15 protein-coding genes are annotated in these 19531 nt (G+C 51.7%); 13 read left to right on the forward strand and 2 right to left on the reverse strand.

The features are described 5' to 3' along the window. Positions 1 to 122: 122 nt before the first annotated feature. The 12 genes from K2H17_RS04195 (at position 123) to uvrA (ending at position 15890) form a co-directional block, all read left to right on the forward strand. A complete protein-coding gene (locus tag K2H17_RS04195) occupies positions 123 to 1301 on the forward strand; it encodes a chorismate-binding protein (RefSeq protein ID WP_300131783.1) in 1179 nt (392 codons plus the stop codon). Positions 1302 to 1355: 54 nt separating this feature from the next. Beyond that, entirely contained in the window at positions 1356 to 2720 is a 1365-nt protein-coding gene (locus K2H17_RS04200) for a hypothetical protein (protein ID WP_300131786.1), read from the forward strand. Continuing rightward, complete coding sequence (locus K2H17_RS04205; RefSeq protein WP_300131789.1) at positions 2717 to 4099, forward strand: GDSL-type esterase/lipase family protein; 1383 nt, start codon at positions 2717 to 2719, stop codon at positions 4097 to 4099. The genes K2H17_RS04200 and K2H17_RS04205 overlap by 4 nt, the downstream gene beginning before the upstream one ends. A 70-nt stretch (positions 4100 to 4169) precedes the next feature. After that, a complete protein-coding gene (locus tag K2H17_RS04210) occupies positions 4170 to 5777 on the forward strand; it encodes an MBOAT family O-acyltransferase (RefSeq protein ID WP_300131792.1) in 1608 nt (535 codons plus the stop codon). A gap of 6 nt (positions 5778 to 5783) precedes the next feature. Continuing rightward, positions 5784 to 6614, forward strand: a complete 831-nt coding sequence (locus K2H17_RS04215) for an SGNH/GDSL hydrolase family protein (protein WP_300131795.1) — start codon at positions 5784 to 5786, stop codon at positions 6612 to 6614. A gap of 176 nt (positions 6615 to 6790) precedes the next feature. Continuing rightward, positions 6791 to 8314 carry a DUF4301 family protein gene (locus tag K2H17_RS04220; protein ID WP_300131797.1) on the forward strand — a complete coding sequence of 508 codons (1524 nt, stop codon included), beginning with the start codon at positions 6791 to 6793 and terminating at the stop codon, positions 8312 to 8314. 151 nt (positions 8315 to 8465) lie between these two features. Further along, on the forward strand, positions 8466 to 9542 hold the full coding sequence (locus K2H17_RS04225) for a GNAT family N-acetyltransferase (protein ID WP_300131798.1): 1077 nt from the start codon (positions 8466 to 8468) through the stop codon (positions 9540 to 9542). Between the two features lie 48 nt (positions 9543 to 9590). Further along, positions 9591 to 10208: a ribosome biogenesis GTP-binding protein YihA/YsxC gene (gene yihA, locus K2H17_RS04230; RefSeq protein WP_300131801.1), complete on the forward strand. Its 618-nt coding sequence runs from the start codon at positions 9591 to 9593 to the stop codon at positions 10206 to 10208. 50 nt (positions 10209 to 10258) lie between these two features. Then, the gene (locus K2H17_RS04235; protein ID WP_300131804.1) at positions 10259 to 10423 is read left to right on the forward strand and encodes a hypothetical protein; all 165 of its coding nucleotides are present in this window, start codon (positions 10259 to 10261) and stop codon (positions 10421 to 10423) included. Between the two features lie 113 nt (positions 10424 to 10536). Further along, entirely contained in the window at positions 10537 to 11850 is a 1314-nt protein-coding gene (locus tag K2H17_RS04240) for a gliding motility-associated C-terminal domain-containing protein (protein ID WP_300131806.1), read from the forward strand. 120 nt (positions 11851 to 11970) lie between these two features. Further along, entirely contained in the window at positions 11971 to 12960 is a 990-nt protein-coding gene (locus K2H17_RS04245) for a lytic transglycosylase domain-containing protein (RefSeq protein WP_300131809.1), read from the forward strand. Between the two features lie 56 nt (positions 12961 to 13016). Next, a complete protein-coding gene (uvrA, locus tag K2H17_RS04250) occupies positions 13017 to 15890 on the forward strand; it encodes an excinuclease ABC subunit UvrA (RefSeq protein ID WP_300131812.1) in 2874 nt (957 codons plus the stop codon). Here the strand turns inward: uvrA and K2H17_RS04255 are convergent. Next, a complete protein-coding gene (locus K2H17_RS04255) occupies positions 15850 to 16326 on the reverse strand; it encodes a hypothetical protein (RefSeq protein ID WP_300131814.1) in 477 nt (158 codons plus the stop codon). The genes uvrA and K2H17_RS04255 overlap by 41 nt on opposite strands. A 183-nt stretch (positions 16327 to 16509) precedes the next feature. Further along, positions 16510 to 17172, reverse strand: a complete 663-nt coding sequence (locus K2H17_RS04260) for a Spy/CpxP family protein refolding chaperone (RefSeq protein WP_300131817.1) — start codon at positions 17170 to 17172, stop codon at positions 16510 to 16512. Positions 17173 to 17766: 594 nt separating this feature from the next. On the opposite strand from K2H17_RS04260, the gene K2H17_RS04265 reads away from it, so the two are divergent. Continuing rightward, positions 17767 to 19531: glycoside hydrolase family 97 protein (locus K2H17_RS04265; protein WP_300131820.1), on the forward strand; the 1765-nt coding region annotated here is incomplete at its 3' end.

Here is a 19531-nt window from a genome sequence, read left to right on the forward strand (position 1 = left end):
GATCCTGAAGTCTTGATTGCCAAAACCATGCCATTGGAAAAGGGCAGATTCTATAACGTAAAAATCACCTCGGCACTCCCGTTCGAACTCATGGCAGAGCCGCTTTCTGAAGCTGAAAAGATATGAAATTCAGCGACCAGATCTCACAGGCCATCGGTCGTTGTCTGTCCGATGGCATCCCTTTTGTGGCTTTCGCCATGCCCGGAGAATCGGAAGTCTGCTTTTTTGCATCGCTTCCCGACAGTTCCTTCCGCTCGCCTGCGTTCCGCGACGATCGGAGTGACTGCTTTTTCATAAACTTCTTTGACAACGATGAGCCCTACACCGCGGGAGTCTGTTTTGACATGACTGCTGACGATGTGATCCGTTTTCAGGACCCGACCTATCACCGTCAGGCCATTGATGACTCGATCCGTCCGCGCATAGCGGCCACATTCCGCGCCAGTTACCATGAGGCATTTTCCGCCGTCAAGCCGCGTCTGAAGAAGGATGGTGGCAAGGTTGTGCTTTCTCGGCTCAGATCCGTCTTTACCCGGAAATCCCCCTGTCGCCTGGCCGAGGAGTTTTTTGAACTGACAGATTCGACTTTCCGTTATCTTTGCTACACTCCTGAGACAGGCGTGTGGCTCGGATCCACTCCCGAAGTGCTTCTTGAAAGCGATGAATCCGGATCAGGCATCCGGACCATGTCTCTTGCCGGGACCCGTCCGGCTGATGAAAGCGGTGACTGGGACGAGAAGAATATTCGCGAACAGGAAATCGTCACTGACTATATCTGTCAGACACTGCGTGACGCCGGTATGGAAGTCCGTACCGGTTCGCTTGGCGAACGCCGTTTCCTGAACATCAAACATCTGTGCACCCCGATAGAAGCCCGCGGCTCTGTCGGCATCCCTCAGTTGCTTTCGGCTTTGAGTCCGACTCCCGCAGTCGCAGGCTATCCCCGCGAGCGTGCCCTTGATGAAATCTCGCGTGTCGAAACCCACCGCCGTCACTGCTATGGCGGCTATGTCGGAGTCAGAATCAATGGCGCCTATCATGCCTATGTCAATCTCCGTTGTGCTTTTCTCGCACTGGCAGCTTATGACGGCTCTGAGGGATGGCTTGGCAATCTTTATGCTGGAGGCGGCATCATCGCTGCTTCAAGGGAAGATGACGAATGGCGCGAGACCGAGTCAAAGACCAAAGCTCTTTCCACGATCTTCCTGGGCGAAGACGGCTCTTCAGGACTTGAAAGCCCTCGCCTGACACCAGGAACGGTGCGCTTCCGGACAGCTGCAAGCGCCGATGCTTCACGTTGATCAGGCTTTATGCCTCATTATCACACCAATCGAAATTTACAACACTGCAAAGCAATGAAAAAAGGTTCACCCGTAATTATAATTCTTATCGCATTAGTTATTGTTGTCGTCGTGTCGCTGCTGCCATTGTCGAAATGGAGCGGGGGACGCATAAAGGATTTCAGTCTCGTGAGCGACATTCTTAAGGAGGTAGGCATTATGGAAGGTGAGCCGTCCTATGCTTCTGCTGACAATATCGACCCAGAACTGCTCAAGGCAGAAGAGGAGGCAGCACAGGCTCCTGAGCCGGGGACGCCGATTGACACCATTATTTCTCCGGTCAAGCCATCGCGTGTCGGCGATATGGTGCGTATCGAGGATTACACCACTCTCGGCACCGGATTTGCGAATTTCAAGAACGCTTTGGCCCAGGGGCGTCTTGCCCGTGTTGCCGTGGTGGGTGACAGTTATATCGAGGGTGACATTTTCACCCAGGACCTGCGTGAACTCTTCCAGAACGCTTATGGCGGCGAAGGTGTCGGCTATGTCAACATGCACTCTGATTTCCCCGGTTTCCGCCGTTCGGTGCGCCAGGGCGGTTCAGGATGGCAGTCTTTTTCCGCCAACAAGAAATCAGACCGGAAATATCTCGACCTGACAGAACAGTATTTCACCCCCAAGGGTACTGCGGTCTCAACCTATGCCGGAACCTCGGCTTTTGAGCACACCGGATCCTGGTCGCGCTCGCGTTTCATGTTCATATCGCCTGAAGATATCACAATCAGTGTTAAAACTGATTCAGGCCAGTGGGAAGAGCGCAATATATCGGCTTCGGATTCCGTTCAGTGTTTGGAGATCGCCCAGCAGGTTTCCGAGTTCGGTCTCAAGGCCTCCTCATCGTCGCTGATCGCGCTTGGTGTATGGCTTGACGGCGCTTCGGGAGTCAGTGTGGACTGCATGTCATCGCGCGGATTCTCAGGAGTGACCCTGACCAAAATCAATCCCGATCTTTGCCACGAGATGGCGAAGGTCATCAACTATGATCTGATCATTCTGGAGTTCGGCATCAACGCCATGAGCGCCGGTCAGAAAGATTATAGTGTCTACTGTTCGCGTATGGTTGACGTGATCAACCATGTCAGACTCTGCTATCCACATGCTGATATCCTCCTGATGGGTATCGGCGACCGCGGAGAGCGTCGTGGTTCTCAGGTGCGTTCGATGTCCGTTGCACCGGCCATGATCTCGGCCCAGCGTGATGCTGCCCGCCGTGCCCACTGTCTCTTCTGGGACACCCGCGAGGCTATGGGCGGAGAGGATGCCGTGGTCCAGTGGAGCTCTACCGGATTGATGAACAAGGACTATATCCATCTTACCCACAAGGGTGGTGCACGTCTTGCAGGCGAACTGTTTAACGCAATTCAACACGATCTTAAATGAAACGACTTTATAAATCTCTCTTCCCGCTGACTCTTTCCGTGCTGCCTTTCTCGATGATTGCGCAGCAGCCGGCTGATGATCCGTCGGCAACCACCGAGATCACGGAATCTGACGAGGAATTCGATGCGGCCGTCCGTGAGAATCCGGTCATAATTCCTGACGAGGCCGATGATATTGACATTCCGATCCCGGCATTCATCAAGCGTGGCGCCAACCATATTATATATAACGGTGCTGACTGGTCGAAGCTGCGGACTGCTTTTGAAGGAAGCAAGCAATCGCCGGTTTCGATCGTCCATATCGGTGACAGCCATGTCCAGGCGGATATCAACACCGGCACTACTCGCGAACTTCTCCAGTATGACTTCGGCAATGCCGGACGAGGTCTGATAGCCCCTCTGCGCATCTGTGGCACAAACCAGCCGAAGGACTATGTGTTTCAGAGCCGCAATTCCTGGAATGCAGTCAAGCTGATGAGCCGTACCTGGGCGCAGACCGTAGGCTTTACCGGCACCTCGATCCGTCCGGCAAGTTCATCGAGCGAGCTGACAATCGGGACGCTTGACACTGATGACTACAATCCCTTCTCCTCGGCCACCATCTTCCATAACGGGAAGTTTACCGTCAAGGATATCACTGACGAGAATGGAAACAAGCTCCATTTCCGTGCAGTCCCTTCGCGCGACTACACTCAGATCATACTTGCCTCACTGGCGACACGCATCAATGTCAGCTTTGCTTCAGCCGGAGACCTGACTCTTTATGGCGCATCTCTTTCAGGCGACCGCCCCGGAGTGTTCTATCATGCGATCGGAAACAATGGCGCTACCTATGATTCCTATAACCGTATCGGGAACGTCGGAGTCGGAATAAACCCTTTGCAGCCCAATCTTGTTATACTTTCGCTGGGAACTAACGAGGCTTTTGGACGCAAAGTCGATGCCGCCGCATTTTCACGTTCGGTTGACCGTCTGGTGAAAAACATTAAGGCCGCCAATCCTGAGGCTTTGATCCTGCTGACAACTCCGATGGAGTGTCACCGCAGTGTCTCGACCACCAAAAAGGTCAGAGTGCGCAACAAAGCCCGCAAGGGCCGCAAAGCGACTTATCGCACTGTCAGCAAGACCACACGCAGCTATGCTGTCAATGCCAATATAGCTCCTATCCGAAAAGCTATTCTGGATTATGGCAAGAACAATGGCATTGCAGTCTATGACTGGTATGAGATTGCAGGCGGAAACGGTGCGAGTTCGTCATGGATCAGCGCGAGCCTTTTTGCTAAAGACCGCGTCCACCATACCCACAAAGGCTACAACCTTCAGGGCCGTCTGCTTTACGATGCCATCATGGATGCGCTTCGTCAGCAGTCTGCTGACTGATAGCTCCCAGCCCCGCTCTCCTCATAAACAAAGACTGAAATTATTCTAACACATTATCTGTTCTACTACGTTGGATTCCATTGCGGCTCTGTTCAGCCAACTGTCACAAACGGTATCTTCACTGTCCGAGCGTCTGAATATAGACATTGACCGGGTGGTGGATGTGTTGCGCTATGATCCGATGCAGCCCCTGCTTTTCAACACCGGGCTATTTCTGATTCTTTTCGTGACTTTCATGTGTGTCTATCGCATGGTCCGTGGAGTGCGTGTCCTGAAAATGGCGCTCGTCATTCTGTTTTCGCTCTATTTTTACTATAAGTCATCAGGCCTTTCCTGTCTGATTCTGCTTGGAGTCTGCCTGAGCGACTGGATTCTCGGACTCGCGATGGAGAAAGCGTCGGCGCTTTCGCGCGGAAGCGATGCGGTGCGTCGGCTGATTGTGTTGCTGAATGTCGCTGCCAACGTCGGAATGTTGGTCTATTTCAAGTATTTCAACCTGATTGCCGACACGCTTTCTCATTTCACGACGATGCAGATCAGCGTGGAGGCCATTCTGTTGCCCGCCGGAATTTCGTTTTTCACCTTCCGTTCGATAAGCTATATAGTCGATCTGTATCGCGGAGAACTCAGCCCGTGCCGCAATCTGCTTGACTATATATTTTTCCTCACATTCTTTCCTCCATTGCTCGCAGGCCCGGTTGTAAGAGCCAAGGACATGCTTCCTCAGGTCTATTCAAACCCTGTCGCCACTCGCGAGATGACTTCCGAAGGAATATGGCTCATCATCACAGGCCTGATAAAGAAAGTGGTCATCGCCGATTTCATCAGTGGCAATTTCGTGGAGCGTGTTTTTGACAATCCGTCACTTTACAGCGGATTTGAGAACCTTATGGCGACATTCGGTTTCACCGTTCAGCTCTATTGCGACTTTTCTGGTTACAGCGACATGGCCATCGGTATAGCCCTCCTTCTTGGCTACCGGTTTAAAGAAAATTTCAATGCCCCGTTCAAGGCGCAGAATCCAACCGAATTCTGGCATCGCTGGCACATCTCGCTTTCGACATGGCTGCGTGATTATGTCTATATTCCTCTCGGCGGCAACCGTTGCTCGCGCCCGCGCATGTACTTCAATCAGTTTGCCACTATGGTGATCGGCGGTCTTTGGCATGGCGCATCGTGGATGTATGTCATCTGGGGTGCGGTTCATGGAGGTCTGCTTGTGGTCCACAAGATGTATCGCCGCGTGATCACACTGGTCTCTTCGGAAGCCGTTGTGACCGACGGTGGAGAGGTTGTCATGGTCAAGAAAGGGCAGTCCGCTCTTTCGCGCTGGATGCGTCCGGTCAACATGATCGTTACCTTTGTGCTCGTTTCAGTCACATTCATGTTTTTCCGTGCGCCCTCGATGAGCGATGTTGCCATGATGTGGCATCAGATAATATTTGATTTTCATCTTTCCGTAGCCCCTCAGTTTGTCGAGAGCTATCTGACGATAGTTCTGCTTATGGTCGGAGGCTATGTGATCCATGTCTCTCCTTCGGCTCTGACCGGACGTGTGCGCTCGGTCTTTGAGTCAAGCCCTGCCGTTGTTCAGGCAGTCGTCCTCGCGGTGGTGATCCTGATTGTGATCCAGGTGCGTCAGAGCGACATCGTTCCGTTCATTTATCTCCAATATTGATCAGTAATGAAGATTTCAGGATTGGCTTTGGCTGCCGCGATGGCCTTGAATTTTGCGGCTGTTGATGTGGCGGCCCAGTCTCCGGTCGCAGTCTCGCCGGAAATCATGACTCCGGGTTCTCAGTGGCAGGATTGCGAGGTCGGTTTTCTTGGCGACTCCATGAGCACGCTTTGTGACACTGCCGTCAACAAGCGTTTCTATGACTATCTCCATAATCTCCTTGGAATCCGTCCTCATGTCTATGCACGGTCCGGATGGCAGTGGAAAAATCTTATCGGTCAGGTCGACAAAATGAAACGCGATTATCCATCGCTTGACGCCGTGATGGTCTGGGCCGGGACCAACGATTACAATCACAGCTGTCCGCTCGGCGAGTTTTTCTCCGAGTCTTCGGCTGAAGTCAATGCCAACGGACAGATGGTGACCAGGCGCTGTCGGAATCATGTCATGACAGACTCTACCTTCTGCGGAAGAATCAATCTCCTGCTGTCAAAACTGAAGCAGGCATATCCTGACCGGCAGATAATACTTCTGACCCCGATCCATCGTGGCTATGCGCGATTCAGCGACACCAATGTTCAGCCCTCGGAAGAATATGCAAATGCTTTGGGACTGTATATTGATGACTATGTCCGTGTGCTCCGCGAGGCCGGTTCGGTCTGGAGTGTCCCGGTGATTGATCTATATTCGCTGAGCGGACTCTATCCGGCTGACAGCGCACATGACAGATATATTCAGAATCCGCAGACCGACCGTCTGCACCCCAACGCCCTCGGTCATTTCCGCCTTGCCCGGACTCTCCAGTATCAGCTTCTCGCTCTTCCGTCGAAATTCTGACGCATAGCGGGAGCAATTCCGGTATCCCAACAGTTGAAATTCAGTAACATTCCGTAGTGATCGGGCATAAATTTATTAGGATTTGTAAAATTTGCGGGGAAAAGTTCGACGGGTTCTGAAAAAAATAGTGTAACTTTGGGTTGTAAAAATTCTAACCCCTAACACCACGTAAAACTATGCTCAGACCTGAAGACCTTGAACTTTTGAAAAACAAAGGGATTACCGAAACTGAAGTGGAAGCCCAGCTTAACCGATTCGTCACCGGTTTCCCATATCTCCATATAAGTGATGCAGCCCGTGTTGGAGCCGGCATATTCCGCCTTGACGATGCTGAAATAGATGCGGCTCTTGACCGTTGGAAAGAATATCTCGATCATGGCGGTGAAGTCTGCAAATTCGTCCCGGCCTCAGGTGCGGCTTCCCGAATGTTCAAAGCTCTGTTTGAATATGTCGACGGTGGAACCGATGAACTCAAGGAAGGCTCGCCTGTTGCCGCTCTGCTTGAGAATGTCGGCAAACTTCCTTTCCTCCCGGAACTCCGTGAAGCTGTCGGACGCCTCTATGGCAAGACTCTTGACGAGATGCTTGCCGCCGGACGCAACCGCGACATTATCGCAGCGATTGTAAATCCCGATGGAATGAACTATGGCGGACTTCCCAAGGGTCTCCTCAAATTCCACACCTATGCTGAAGGTGCTCGTACACCGATTGAAGAACACCTCACTGAAGGCGCCCAGACAGCAGCTAATTCCAAGGGCGTTGTCAATCTTCACTTCACAGTCTCGTCCAACCACCGCAAACTCTTTGAAGAGAAACTGGCCGAAGTCATCCCCGGAACAGAAAAGCGCATGGGCGTGAAGTTCAATGTCAGCATGAGTGAACAGAAGCCTTCTACCGACACAATCGCAGTCAACCCTGACAATACCCCCTTCATCGAAGACGGACATCTGCTTTTCCGTCCCGGCGGTCACGGCGCACTCATCCAGAACCTCAACGACATTGAATCGGCTGTTGTCTTCATCAAGAATATTGACAATGTCGTGCCTGACACAAAGAGAGCCGACACAATCCGCTACAAGGAAATCCTTGGCGGCCTTCTTCTTGAAGTTCACGACCAGATCGAGGAAGATCTTCTCGCCATTGACCAGAAAATCTACACCGCTGATGATATCAAGCGCATGCTCGACTATCTCAACAATGTTCTCAACGTCCGCGATGCCAGACTTGAAAACATGGACGATGATGCCATTGTTGAATACATAAAGGCAAAACTCAACCGTCCGCTGCGTGTCTGCGGTATGGTTCGCAACGAAGGCGAACCCGGCGGCGGTCCTTTCATCGCGCGTAACCCCGACGGATCGACATCTCCGCAGATTCTTGAGAGCAACCAGGTTGATCCCTCCAACGAGGCTTACATGAAGATGATGGCGTCTGCCACTCACTTCAATCCGGTTGACCTCGTCTGCTACATCAAGGACATCCACGGTAAGAAATTCGATCTTCCCCGATATGTTGACCCTGCGACAGGTTTCATCTCGTCGAAATCGAGCCACGGTAAGGAACTCCGCGCAATGGAGCTTCCCGGACTTTGGAACGGCGCTATGAGCGACTGGAACACCGTCTTTGTTGAAGTTCCCATCTCTACATTCAACCCGGTCAAGACCGTCAACGATCTTCTCCGCCCCGCTCACCAGAACTGATGATAAAATATCCGCGTCCGGATTCATGGCGATATGTCAGCGCCGTGAATCCGGATTCGGGTTTACTTCTTGTTTCTGCCGCAAAATCCATCTTCCTCTCTCGCTTGTTATATGACTATATGACAACCCTCACTTACAGCTTTCAAAAACCATGAGCAAGAGAGATGAAATAAAAAAAATATGGCTTGAGTGTTTTCAGGATCCGCGGTCCTATGTCGATATGTATTTCGATCAGGTCTATCGCGAAGATGAGGCACTTCTGTTGTGCGATCAGACCGACGCGCCTGTGAGCAGTCTGATGCTGCAACGTTACCGCATGTCCTTTCATGGATCCGAACCTTCGGTCAGCTATATAGCCGGAGCAGCCACGCGCCGGTCAAAGCGCGGGCAGGGATTCATGTCGCGTCTGATGGGAATGGCTCTGGAGGAGTCGGCTGCCCGTGGCGACATGCTTTGTTCACTCATTCCGGCCAACGAGGCTCTCTATTTCTTCTACCGCCGCTATGGATTTTCCACTGTCTTTTTCACCAAGGAACAGCGTTTCACGGCTTTTCACTCATTTCCGGTAAGCGGGGAATATCATCTTTTTGCCGAAGAGACCAGCGATGAGGTATGGTGTGCGTTTGACCGCTTCCAGCATCAGCGCAAATGCTATATTCTCCACTCGAAACGTGATTTCTACAACATTCTATCAGATCTGAAGTCAGACGGCGGCAGCTTTGTTGTCATGGCCCGCGACGACGAGGACCGCGGCAGTCAGATTGTCTCGATGGCCTGGGGTGTTGTTTCAGATGGAATGCTTCTTGTGAAAGATGTGATGGGCGAGGACTCCGACAGCCGTGCGGCCGCCCTGCGACAGTTACGCTGTCTATATGCCGACACTCCGGTCTTGCTGTTTGGCCACCCCGACGACTCTATGGGCGGACGCCTTATGCCACGTGGAATGGGGCGTCTTGTCAATGTTGGGAAAGCGCTTTCGGCCATTGCCGCCTCAGATCCCGCTTTCACCTGCCATCTCCGCGTAAGTGACAGTCTGCTCCCGGATTATAACTCCCATACTTTCGTCATAAGGAAAGGGTTATGTGCTGTTGACGACGATTACAGCGGCAAACTCGACTTTGACGTGACGGTCGAAGTCCTGACCGATATGATTTTCAGTTCGTCGGAGATCGGCTCGATCATTCGCTTCCCGACTGTCCGCCCCATGATCAGTCTGATGCTTGACTGACCGCCCTACATGTTCAAAAACTCACATGTCTAATTTTTAAGAATCAATATGATCATCAATTCAGCCCGTTTCGTAGTCTCCAATCCAACTGTCGGCAAGTGCCCGTCAGATAACCGTCATGAATATGCCTTTATCGGTCGAAGCAATGTGGGCAAATCGTCGCTGATCAACATGCTCACCGGCAACAAAAGTCTTGCAAAGACATCGTCGACACCAGGAAAGACAATGCTGATCAATCATTTCTTGGTGAATGACCAATGGTATATCGTCGATCTTCCGGGCTATGGCTTCGCACAGCGCGGAAAGTCACAGCGCGAGCAGCTGGAGAAGATGATCCGCGGCTACATACTTAACCGCAGTCAGATGACAAATCTTTTTGTGCTGATCGACTCACGCCACAAGCCGATGAAGATCGACCTTGAGTTTTTCAACTGGCTGGGTGAAAACGAGGTGCCATTCGCCATTGTTTTCACCAAACTTGACAAGATGGGATCTCAGGCCGGAAAACGCAATGTCGAGGAATATTGCAAAATACTTCTGGAAACCTGGGAAGAGTTGCCTCCGGTGTTCCTGACCTCAAGCGAGACAGGCCGCGGTCGTGACGAACTCCTTGACTACATCGAACAACTCAACAAACTTCCTGTCGGTTTTGAGGCTCAGGAGTGAACCTAAAAGGCAGGCCGGATGTTAAATATGTAAAATTAAACTTTTTGATTATGGATAAGAAAAACACACCGAAAGCAGACGTTAAACCGGCTGAAGAGTATCGTGGAGTGGACGTCAATCAGTCTGACGACAACAAAGTGACTCCCGAAATGGTAAAAAAGGATGTCAAGGAGCTTAACAACAATCCGCGCAACACGGATATGGACGATATGTAAGCCGGATGGTATTTTAATACCCTCATTGTCATCCCGATTATAGATATTGCAAATCAAAGCGATTTTTCCTAACTTTGTAAGTTAGTTGAAAAGTCGCTTTTGATTTTGTTTTTATGAAACAGTTTATCGCAGCAGTCCTTTGCTCAGTCCCATTGTCAGGCATTCTCCAGGCCAAGCCTGTCTGGACCGGCAATTCATCCGCAGCGCTTGAAGTGGAAGTCTCCTCCGCATCGGGCCTTGACGGAGTCTATGTCCTCGACGGCCTTGACGGAGTCTCGGTTTCTGTTCTTGCGGACGGCGCTCAGGCCCAGGCTGTCAGATGGTACCGCTATTCTTCTCTTGGCGGAGGCTATGCCGAAGAGCTTCAGGATATAAAAACCGACGGTGCAAGTTCGGTTCTGACAAAAGTCGAGAGCGACATGGGTTATATAGTCGAGTTTCCTGACGGCCACAGAGAATGCTTCTGGGTGATCGACTATGCACGTCATCCGTTCTCGCTGACTTCGATCGCCACCTCGGCTGAACGAGACTGCGGACGAGTGGCTCTTGACGTGATCGGGATGGGAGAGGAGATGGCCTATTACGGCATCAACGGCCGCCGGTTCGTCATTGACCGTGAGATCCGTCTGAGCTATCAGACGCTGACTCCCGACAACGAATCAGTGTCATTCCGACAGACAGAGGCTGAAGTCGGTTTTCAGTCACTTTCTTCGGTCATTTACGCTCCCGCACCGTTTTGTGCGACGGATTTCACCCTCAGCGGCGACCGCTTTCTTCGGGCCTGGGGCCGCGAGGCAGAACTGACAAGCTCATCTGTCGAACCGTATGCCGTGAGTGCCGTCTCAAAGATCACTCAGACTGAGCGGAGTGCCGACAATGAAGTGGCGCAGGACCCGTCTGGAGCATCCTTCGGCGGTTCAGCACCCTGTGAACTGGAATTTGAGGCCGCGGTGACTGACGGCGCTCTTTTCCATGAATGGCAGTTCTCCCGTTACCCGGATTTCGACGATGTGAACCTCCGCATGCAGGAGCTGAACTTCTCCTACACTTTTAATGACGAAGGTATCACTTATCTGCGTCTTGTCTGCGCCAATGCCGACGGCTCGTGCGAATATACCGGCGAAGTCTACACGGTCTCAATCGGGGCCTCCATGCTGAAGTGTCCCAACGCGTTTTCGCCCAACGGCGACGGGGTAAATGACGAGTGGAAGGTGAGCTATTCGAGCCTTGTCTCATTTGAATGTCACATATTCGACCGCTATGGGCGTAAAATGGCCTCGTTTACAGATCCATCGCTCGGCTGGGACGGAAAATATAAAGGAAAGCCTGTTCCTGCGGGCGCTTACTTCTATGTCATAAAGGCCAAAGGGGCCGACGGACGCAAATATGAACTTTCAGGTGACATAAACATTGTAAACTATAAATGACAATTTGAGAAGCAGCTCATGAAAATCAATTTGTACTTGAGGCGGATTCATGCCGGAAAGTATAAAAGCTTTTCGGAGCTACTTTGTAAAATATATTACATCCAATCTTAGAAGTTACTTATGAACAATAATAAAAAAGTTATTCTCTATTCGGCAGTCGGCCTGTCGCTTTTGGCTCTTGTCGCATCTTCGGAACGCATAGGAGCGGTCACATCTCAGCCTGAGGCGCCTGCTGAAACTCAGACAGCGGAATTTTCTGATGTGGTCAATCCTGTCATCCCGTCGTCGGTCACATTCGCCGGCAAGAAAATTGATCTTGATCCCAACAACATGTGGGAGCGTCTTGACCGGGAACTGACAGCGATGAGCTACACCCACGGCAACACATTGCTTTCAATCAAGCGTGCAAACCGCTATTTCCCGATCCTTGCACCGATTCTGAAGAAAAACGGAATCCCTTCGGACATGATATATCTCGCCGTCATAGAGAGCACATTGAACCCTCGCGCCCTTTCGCCTGCAAAGGCCGGCGGTCTCTGGCAGCTTATGCCCGCGACTGGCAGGGAATATGGTCTTGAAGTCAATGATGATGTCGATGAGCGCTATGATCCGGTCAAAGCGACAGAGGCTGCATCGCGTTACCTGAAAAACGCCTATGCCAAGTATGGCAACTGGGAGTCTGTCGCTGCGAGCTACAATGGCGGAATGGCCAGGATCTCAAAAGAACTCGGTGCACAGCAGGTCGATTCGGCGTTCAATCTCTATCTCGCTGATGAGACCATGCGCTACATCTTCCGTATGCTCGCTATAAAACTCATCATGGAAAATCCATCGGCCTACGGATTCAATCTGACTGCCGGTCAGCTTTATCAGCCCGTCGAGTATAAAGTTGTGGAGGTGAACACTCCGGTCGACGATTGGGCGGCATGGGCCGTTAAGCAGGGGATCGATTATCTGACACTGCGCGAACACAATCCGTGGATCCGCTCGAAATCGCTCCCGAACAAGACCGGCAAGACCTATAAGGTCAACATCCCGACCCGCGATTCACTCTCCCGTTCACGTCAGAAGGTCTCGGTCTACAATCCGGCATGGGTTGTGGCAGACTGATCCGGCGCATACGTAATGACCACGGCTTTGCTTTTCTTTCCACGTAAAGATTCGAAATGAGTACAGAAAACACCAACGATTCCAACGAACCACAGCGCTCCCCGGCGTCATCTCTGAGTGTGCTGGGGGCGCGGGTGCATAACCTCAAAAATATAGACGTCGATATTCCCCACAACACTCTCACTGTCATCACCGGTCTGAGCGGCAGCGGGAAATCATCATTGGCTTTCGACACGATTTTTGCCGAAGGCCAGCGCCGTTACATAGAAACCTTTTCGGCTTATGCCCGAAACATGCTCGGCAACCTCGAACGTCCCGACGTGGATAAGATCACAGGCCTGAGCCCGGTGATCGCCATCGAGCAGAAAACAGTCAACCGCAACCCGCGAAGCACGATCGGAACCACCACAGAGGTCTATGACTTCCTGCGTCTGCTCTATTCAAGGGTGGGTACGGCTGTCAGCTATGTCTCAGGCGAGCCGATGATAAAATACACCAGAGAGCAGATCGTCAATCTCATACTCCAGCGCTATGACGGCCACAAGGTCTATATCCTTGCGCCTCTTGTCAAGAACCGCAAGGGTCATTACAAGGAGCTTTTCGAGCAGTTGCGTAAAAAAGGATTCCTGACGGTCCGGGTAGACGGAGAACTCAGGGATCTTATGGTCAACATGATGCTCGACCGTTATAAGAACCATGACATAGAACTGGTGATTGACCGTCTGAAGGTATCAGCAAAGGATCTGACCCGTCTGGAGTCAACAGTGGCCGATGCTCTCCGCCAGGGAGACCGGCAGGTGATGATCTATGATGTCGACAACGACAGTGCGGCCTATTTCTCACAGACCCTCATGGACCCCGTGAGCGGCATTTCATACCGCGAACCCGCGCCTCATAACTTCTCGTTCAACTCGCCGCTCGGTGCCTGCCCCTGCTGTAAAGGTCTGGGCTATGTCAATATTGTTGACCGCAACAAGATCATCCCGAATCCGGCGCTTTCGATCCATGAAGGTGCCGTGCTGCCGTTGGGCAAATATAAGAACTCGGTGATTTTCTGGCAGATCGATGCCATCTGCAAGAAATACGGCTTCACGATCAAGACTCCTGTAAAGGATCTGCCTGAAGAGGCGATCGGAGAGATCCTCAACGGAACAAACGAGCGTCTGGTCATCGAGAACGACACGATGGCCACCTATAATTATTTCAACACCTATGAAGGGCTGGTGAAATACATAGAGATGCAGCAGAACGAGGATGCCTCGGCGGCTGCCAGAAAATGGAGTGAAGGCTTTTTCTCGCGGGCAGTCTGTCCGGAGTGCAACGGCGACCGCCTGAACCGCGAGGCGCTTCATTTTTTTGTCGACGGACAGAACATAGCCCAGCTTTGCCGGCTTGACATATCGGATCTCTATGAATGGTCAAAGGATGTGGAGAGCCGTCTGTCTCCGACCCAGGCTCTGATTGCACGCGAGATAATGAAAGAGATCCGATCAAGACTGAAATTTCTCGTTGATGTCGGTCTGGAATATCTTCAACTCAATAGGGCTTCGGCCACACTGTCGGGCGGTGAGAGCCAGCGCATCCGTCTGGCCACTCAGCTCGGATCGCAGCTTGTCAATGTGCTTTACATTCTCGATGAGCCGTCCATCGGACTGCATCAGCGTGACAACCGCCGCCTGATCGACTCCCTGAAGCAGCTTCGCGATGCCTCCAATTCGATTCTTGTGGTGGAGCACGACAAGGACATAATGCTTGATGCGGACTACATTGTCGACATCGGTCCGCAGGCCGGACGCAAGGGGGGCGAAGTGGTCTTTGCGGGTACTCCTAAGGATATGCTTTCAAAAGACACTCTGACTGCCAACTATCTCAACAGGCGGCTTACGATACCAATGCGGGATAAACCTCGCAAGGGCAACGGGCAGAAACTCGTGCTCCGAGGGGCTAAAGGCAACAATCTGAAAGACGTTACCCTGACTTTGCCTCTGGGGCGCTTCATCTGCGTGTCCGGAGTCTCCGGCAGCGGCAAATCATCGCTCATCAATGCTACTCTGCAACCGATTCTGAGCCAGAAATTCTTCCGTTCCCAGACCGCGCCTTTGCCCTACGACAAGATCGAGGGTATCGAGAATATTGACAAGGTGGTGACCGTTGACCAGTCGCCCCTCGGCAAATCGCCTCGCTCAAATCCGGCCACATATACCGGAGTCTTTACAGCCATCCGCGATCTCTATGCCTCGCTGTCGGAGGCAAAAATCCGCGGTTATCGTCCGGGACGTTTCTCGTTCAATGTGTCGGGCGGACGGTGCGAGACCTGTTCCGGCAACGGCTACAAGACAATTGAGATGAACTTTCTTCCGGATGTGCTTGTGCCTTGCGAGACTTGCGGAGGCAAGCGCTACAACCGCGAGACTCTTGAGGTGCGCTTCAAGGGAAAATCAATTGCGGATGTGCTTGACATGACCATCAATCAGGCCGTTGAGTTTTTTGCCGGTATTCCTGCGATCGTCAACAAGATCCAGGTGCTGCGTGACATCGGCCTTGGATACATCAAGCTCGGTCAGCCGTCATCGACTCTTTCAGGAGGAGAGAACCAGCGTGTGAAACTTGCCACCGAGCTTTCGCGCCGCGACACCGGCAAGACGCTTTTCATCCTCGACGAACCAACAACCGGACTGCACTTCGATGACATCAGAGTGTTGCTGACAGTGCTGAACCGTCTGGTCGACAAGGGAAATACCGTGCTTGTGATTGAGCATAATCTCGATGTCATCTGCGCTGCCGACCATGTGATCGACATGGGCCCCGGCGGTGGCAAGAACGGAGGCCATATCATCACGACCGGAACTCCCGCGCAGGTCGCACGGACTGATTCGCCGACAGCACCCTTTATCCGCGAGGTGCTTGAGGCCTCTCAGAAAGCGGTTTGACGCGCAGGCGTGTGGCGCGTTTGCATTTCTGCTTGATCAGTCGCCGCATGCGTCGGTTGAGCTTTGGTGTCGCTTCCTCTTCAGGTAGAAGGTCTGTGTTGTCGTCGTTTATGTCGGCTTCGGATGACTCCGGCCGCTTTGGTTTCTGAAGCTGAGGGGCTGTTTTCTGCTGTTTCACGTTTCTGTTTTTTGAGCGTTCGCGAGCACGGCTGGAACGGGTGATAGCTTTGTCGATTTCAGGGCGCAAAAGATTGAACATTAACTGTATGGCAGTCTCTTCGCTGTCTGAAGGGTCGGTCCCGTCGAGCATATAACGTTCGATGACGGCTATCGCTTTGCGCACGAGAGAAGGCTGACATTTTGAGAAAGATGTGCTTACGCGTGCACAGATTTCAGCATGAAATTTTTTTGAGACAGGGAGTGTGGATTTATTCATAGCGGCAGAAGTTTTTTCACTGCAAAGATACTGTCGCGTAGCCCGGTTTTGGTGCGATAATGCGGAGCGGGTGCAAAAAAATGAAAAAAACTGACACTCTGTCCGGACCATGCTGTATAGCAATGGCGATGGACAGAGTGTCAGTTTGAGACAGCTTCGGTTGAGAAGTGTGGAGAATGAGTTTTAGCGCTGTGCGTGATAGGGGAACACTTTGATTTTACCGTTGTCGATATAGTAAGCGGAATTTGAATCATTGGCATTTGGCTGAGCCTGCTGGTTCATGTTCTGCTTGTTGCCACGGTTGCCGTTTTTGTTTCCTTTGCGGGCATGGCCTTTCTTTGAATGGGCCATTTTGCCGTGGCGAGGACCACCTTTGAATCCCTGGTCGACATAATTGTTTTCAAGGAACTGTACATACTGCTCAGGAGTGAGGATGTTTTTCACCTTGGCGAGATAGTCGCGGCGGGCATCCATTCTTTTCTGGCGGTTTTCGGCCTGTTTAGCCTGCTTTTCAGCCTTTGACTGCGACGCAGCGTTCACATCTTTTGCTTTTTTGTCTTTACAGCATTTTCCGGTTTTGGCTTTGTCGGAAGAAGTGCCATTCGCTGTTTTGTTGCATTTCTGACCGTTTCTCTGCGGGGCGATTGCCTTAAGTTCGGTCTTCTGCTGTTCGGTCAGATTGAGTCCTTCAAACGGGTTGGGACGGTTCGGTTTGTTGGCTTTATTGGCTTTCGTGCATTCGGTGCTGTTGGGGCATGCCTGTGAATTGGCGGGTGTCTGTGCTACGGCGGTAAGGCCTAAGGTTGATGCTAAAAGGATTGCGACACTTAAAATTGTTTTTTTCATCGTTGTCTTATCTTATTTATTATTATTTTTTTATCTGTACTTTAAAAGATCGTTTTGGTTAACCGTTTTTTGTCCGATTTTATATTTATGACAGACTGGATAACCGATGGTTTAAAGCGTAAGGTGCTGATTTAACAAAGTTTGTATCAATGGTTAAAATATTTGACCTGATTCTACGTCCGTCCCGATTGGCGGTAAGAATTGCCGTATTGGTCGAGAGTTATTTGACTTTTAAGCGGAAAAATGCAAATCTTATATATCCGTATCATATAACCTGCAATGGGGGCGTCAGAAACGCGGTGCGCAGAAACTCATAGATGTTGATGCCAACTCCGACCGCTCAACGGCAGGTGGCCGATAGAAAAATAAAACTCAAAACACGAAAAAATGCCTGTCTTCAGTGTGCTGCAACAATTGTTATACCTTATTATTACATATTGTCATCATTCTACCGCCCGGCGGGGGTAGTTTTTATCAAAACTGTAAAGCAGAATGTGGCACAATTATTAATTTTGCATTGTAAGCCGGAGCATGTGGATGACGGATTTCCGCGTCGCTCCTGAATCAACTATCGTCACATTTTTTAACTGAAACATGAAAACAATTATTTTTGGTGTGAGCCTGCTGATTTCAGCCGGCGCATGGGCATCGCCGCTGACTGTGGCGAGTCCTGACGGAAAACTGAAGGTCGTGACCGATGTCGCCGGCGGCAGACCGGTGTACTCGGTAATCTATGACGGCAATACTATTCTTGAAAACTCTCCGCTGGGTCTGCTGACAGATGTCGGTGACCTTAGCAAGGGGATGTCGCTCGTCGGCTCTGAGACATCGAAGGTCTCGAAGTCATACGACCAGGACAAAATCAAGAAGAGCCATATCGACTATGAGGCAAACCGTCTTGTCACCACGCTCAGAAATGACAAGGGTCATGAGGTCTCTGTCGAGTGGCTGGTTTCTGACAACGACGTGGCCTTCCGCTATGTCATCCCTCGTCAGAACAACAGCGAGACCGGCGCCATGGTTGTCAGGAGCGAGGCGACCGGCTATCGTTTCCCCGGAGAGACAAAGGTGTTTCTTACCTCCCACAGCGAGCCGATGATTGGCTGGAAGCGCACAAAACCGAGCTATGAGGAGTATTATATCACCGATGCCGCCATGGATACACCTTCGCAGTTCGGACGCGGCTTCACTTTCCCCGGCCTGTTCCGCGTCGGCGACAAGGGCTGGGCTCTGCTATCGGAGACAGGAGTCGACGGTTACTACTGCGCGTCGCACCTCAGTGACTACAATGACGGTGTTTTCTCGATAGCATATCCTATGCCTGAGGAAAACAACGGCAACGGCACAGCCGCCCCCGGCATAGCTCTTCCGGCCTCAACTCCCTGGCGCACAATCACCGTGGCCGACAATCTCGCTCCCATCGTGGAGACAACCATTCCATGGAATGTCGTGGAGCCCCGCTATGAGACAAGTCGCCCCGGTCGCCCCGGCCGAGGAACATGGAGCTGGATTGTGTGGCAGGACAATTCCATGAACATGGATGACCAGAAGACTTTTGTCGACCTCGCCGTAGACCTCGGATATGAGAATATCCTCATCGACGCCGGCTGGGACAAGAACATCAGCTATGAGCGCATGCCTGAGCTGCTTGGCTATGCAAAGGACAGAGGCATCCGGCCTATACTCTGGTACTCTTCGAGCGGCCACTGGAATGACATTGTCCAGAGCCCGACCAATAAGATGGACCGTCCCATTGTGCGCAAGAAAGAGATGAAATGGCTCCGCGACAACGGAGTGGAGTGTATCAAGGTCGACTTCTTCGGCGGAGACAAGCAGGAGACGATGCGCCTCTATGAAGATATTCTCAGCGACGCGGCCGACTATGGTATCGACGTGATTTTCCATGGCTGCACACTCCCGCGCGGCTGGGAGAGAATGTATCCCAACCATGTAGGCAGCGAGGCAGTGTTTGCCTCTGAAAATCTCATTTTCGAGCAGATTCACTGCGATCTGGAGGCCTTCCATGCGACTCTTCATCCATTTATCCGCAACGCTGTCGCCCTGATGGAATATGGCGGCTCGGTGTTCAACCGCCGCATGAGCCGCGACAACAAGAGCGGCAACACCCGTCTGACCGGCGACGGCTTCCAGCTCGCCACCTCAATCCTCTTTCAGAACCCGGTGCAGAATTTCGCCCTTACTCCCAACAATCTCACCGAAGCTCCCGCCGACGCGATTGCGTTCATGAAAGCCGTCCCGACTACATGGGACGATACCAGGCTTATTGACGGTTATCCTGGCAAATATGTCGTTCTTGCCCGCAGGCATGCCAACAAGTGGTATATCGCCGGTGTCAATG

The organism is Duncaniella sp. (genome assembly GCF_029054785.1).
Lineage (GTDB): Bacteria > Bacteroidota > Bacteroidia > Bacteroidales > Muribaculaceae > Duncaniella.

What these genes read in the sequence shown, in the direction of transcription:
- K2H17_RS04260 (WP_300131817.1), bottom strand. Translation starts at nt 17,172, where the DNA reads ATGAAAAAAACAATTTTAAGTGTCGCAATCCTTTTAGCATCAACCTTA.
- K2H17_RS04220 (WP_300131797.1), top strand. Translation starts at nt 6,791, where the DNA reads ATGCTCAGACCTGAAGACCTTGAACTTTTGAAAAACAAAGGGATTACC.
- K2H17_RS04215 (WP_300131795.1), top strand. Translation starts at nt 5,784, where the DNA reads ATGAAGATTTCAGGATTGGCTTTGGCTGCCGCGATGGCCTTGAATTTT.
- K2H17_RS04240 (WP_300131806.1), top strand. Translation starts at nt 10,537, where the DNA reads ATGAAACAGTTTATCGCAGCAGTCCTTTGCTCAGTCCCATTGTCAGGC.
- K2H17_RS04205 (WP_300131789.1), top strand. Translation starts at nt 2,717, where the DNA reads ATGAAACGACTTTATAAATCTCTCTTCCCGCTGACTCTTTCCGTGCTG.
- uvrA (WP_300131812.1), top strand. Translation starts at nt 13,017, where the DNA reads ATGAGTACAGAAAACACCAACGATTCCAACGAACCACAGCGCTCCCCG.
- K2H17_RS04245 (WP_300131809.1), top strand. Translation starts at nt 11,971, where the DNA reads ATGAACAATAATAAAAAAGTTATTCTCTATTCGGCAGTCGGCCTGTCG.
- yihA (WP_300131801.1), top strand. Translation starts at nt 9,591, where the DNA reads ATGATCATCAATTCAGCCCGTTTCGTAGTCTCCAATCCAACTGTCGGC.
- K2H17_RS04200 (WP_300131786.1), top strand. Translation starts at nt 1,356, where the DNA reads ATGAAAAAAGGTTCACCCGTAATTATAATTCTTATCGCATTAGTTATT.
- K2H17_RS04225 (WP_300131798.1), top strand. Translation starts at nt 8,466, where the DNA reads ATGAGCAAGAGAGATGAAATAAAAAAAATATGGCTTGAGTGTTTTCAG.
- K2H17_RS04235 (WP_300131804.1), top strand. Translation starts at nt 10,259, where the DNA reads ATGGATAAGAAAAACACACCGAAAGCAGACGTTAAACCGGCTGAAGAG.
- K2H17_RS04255 (WP_300131814.1), bottom strand. Translation starts at nt 16,326, where the DNA reads ATGAATAAATCCACACTCCCTGTCTCAAAAAAATTTCATGCTGAAATC.
- K2H17_RS04195 (WP_300131783.1), top strand. Translation starts at nt 123, where the DNA reads ATGAAATTCAGCGACCAGATCTCACAGGCCATCGGTCGTTGTCTGTCC.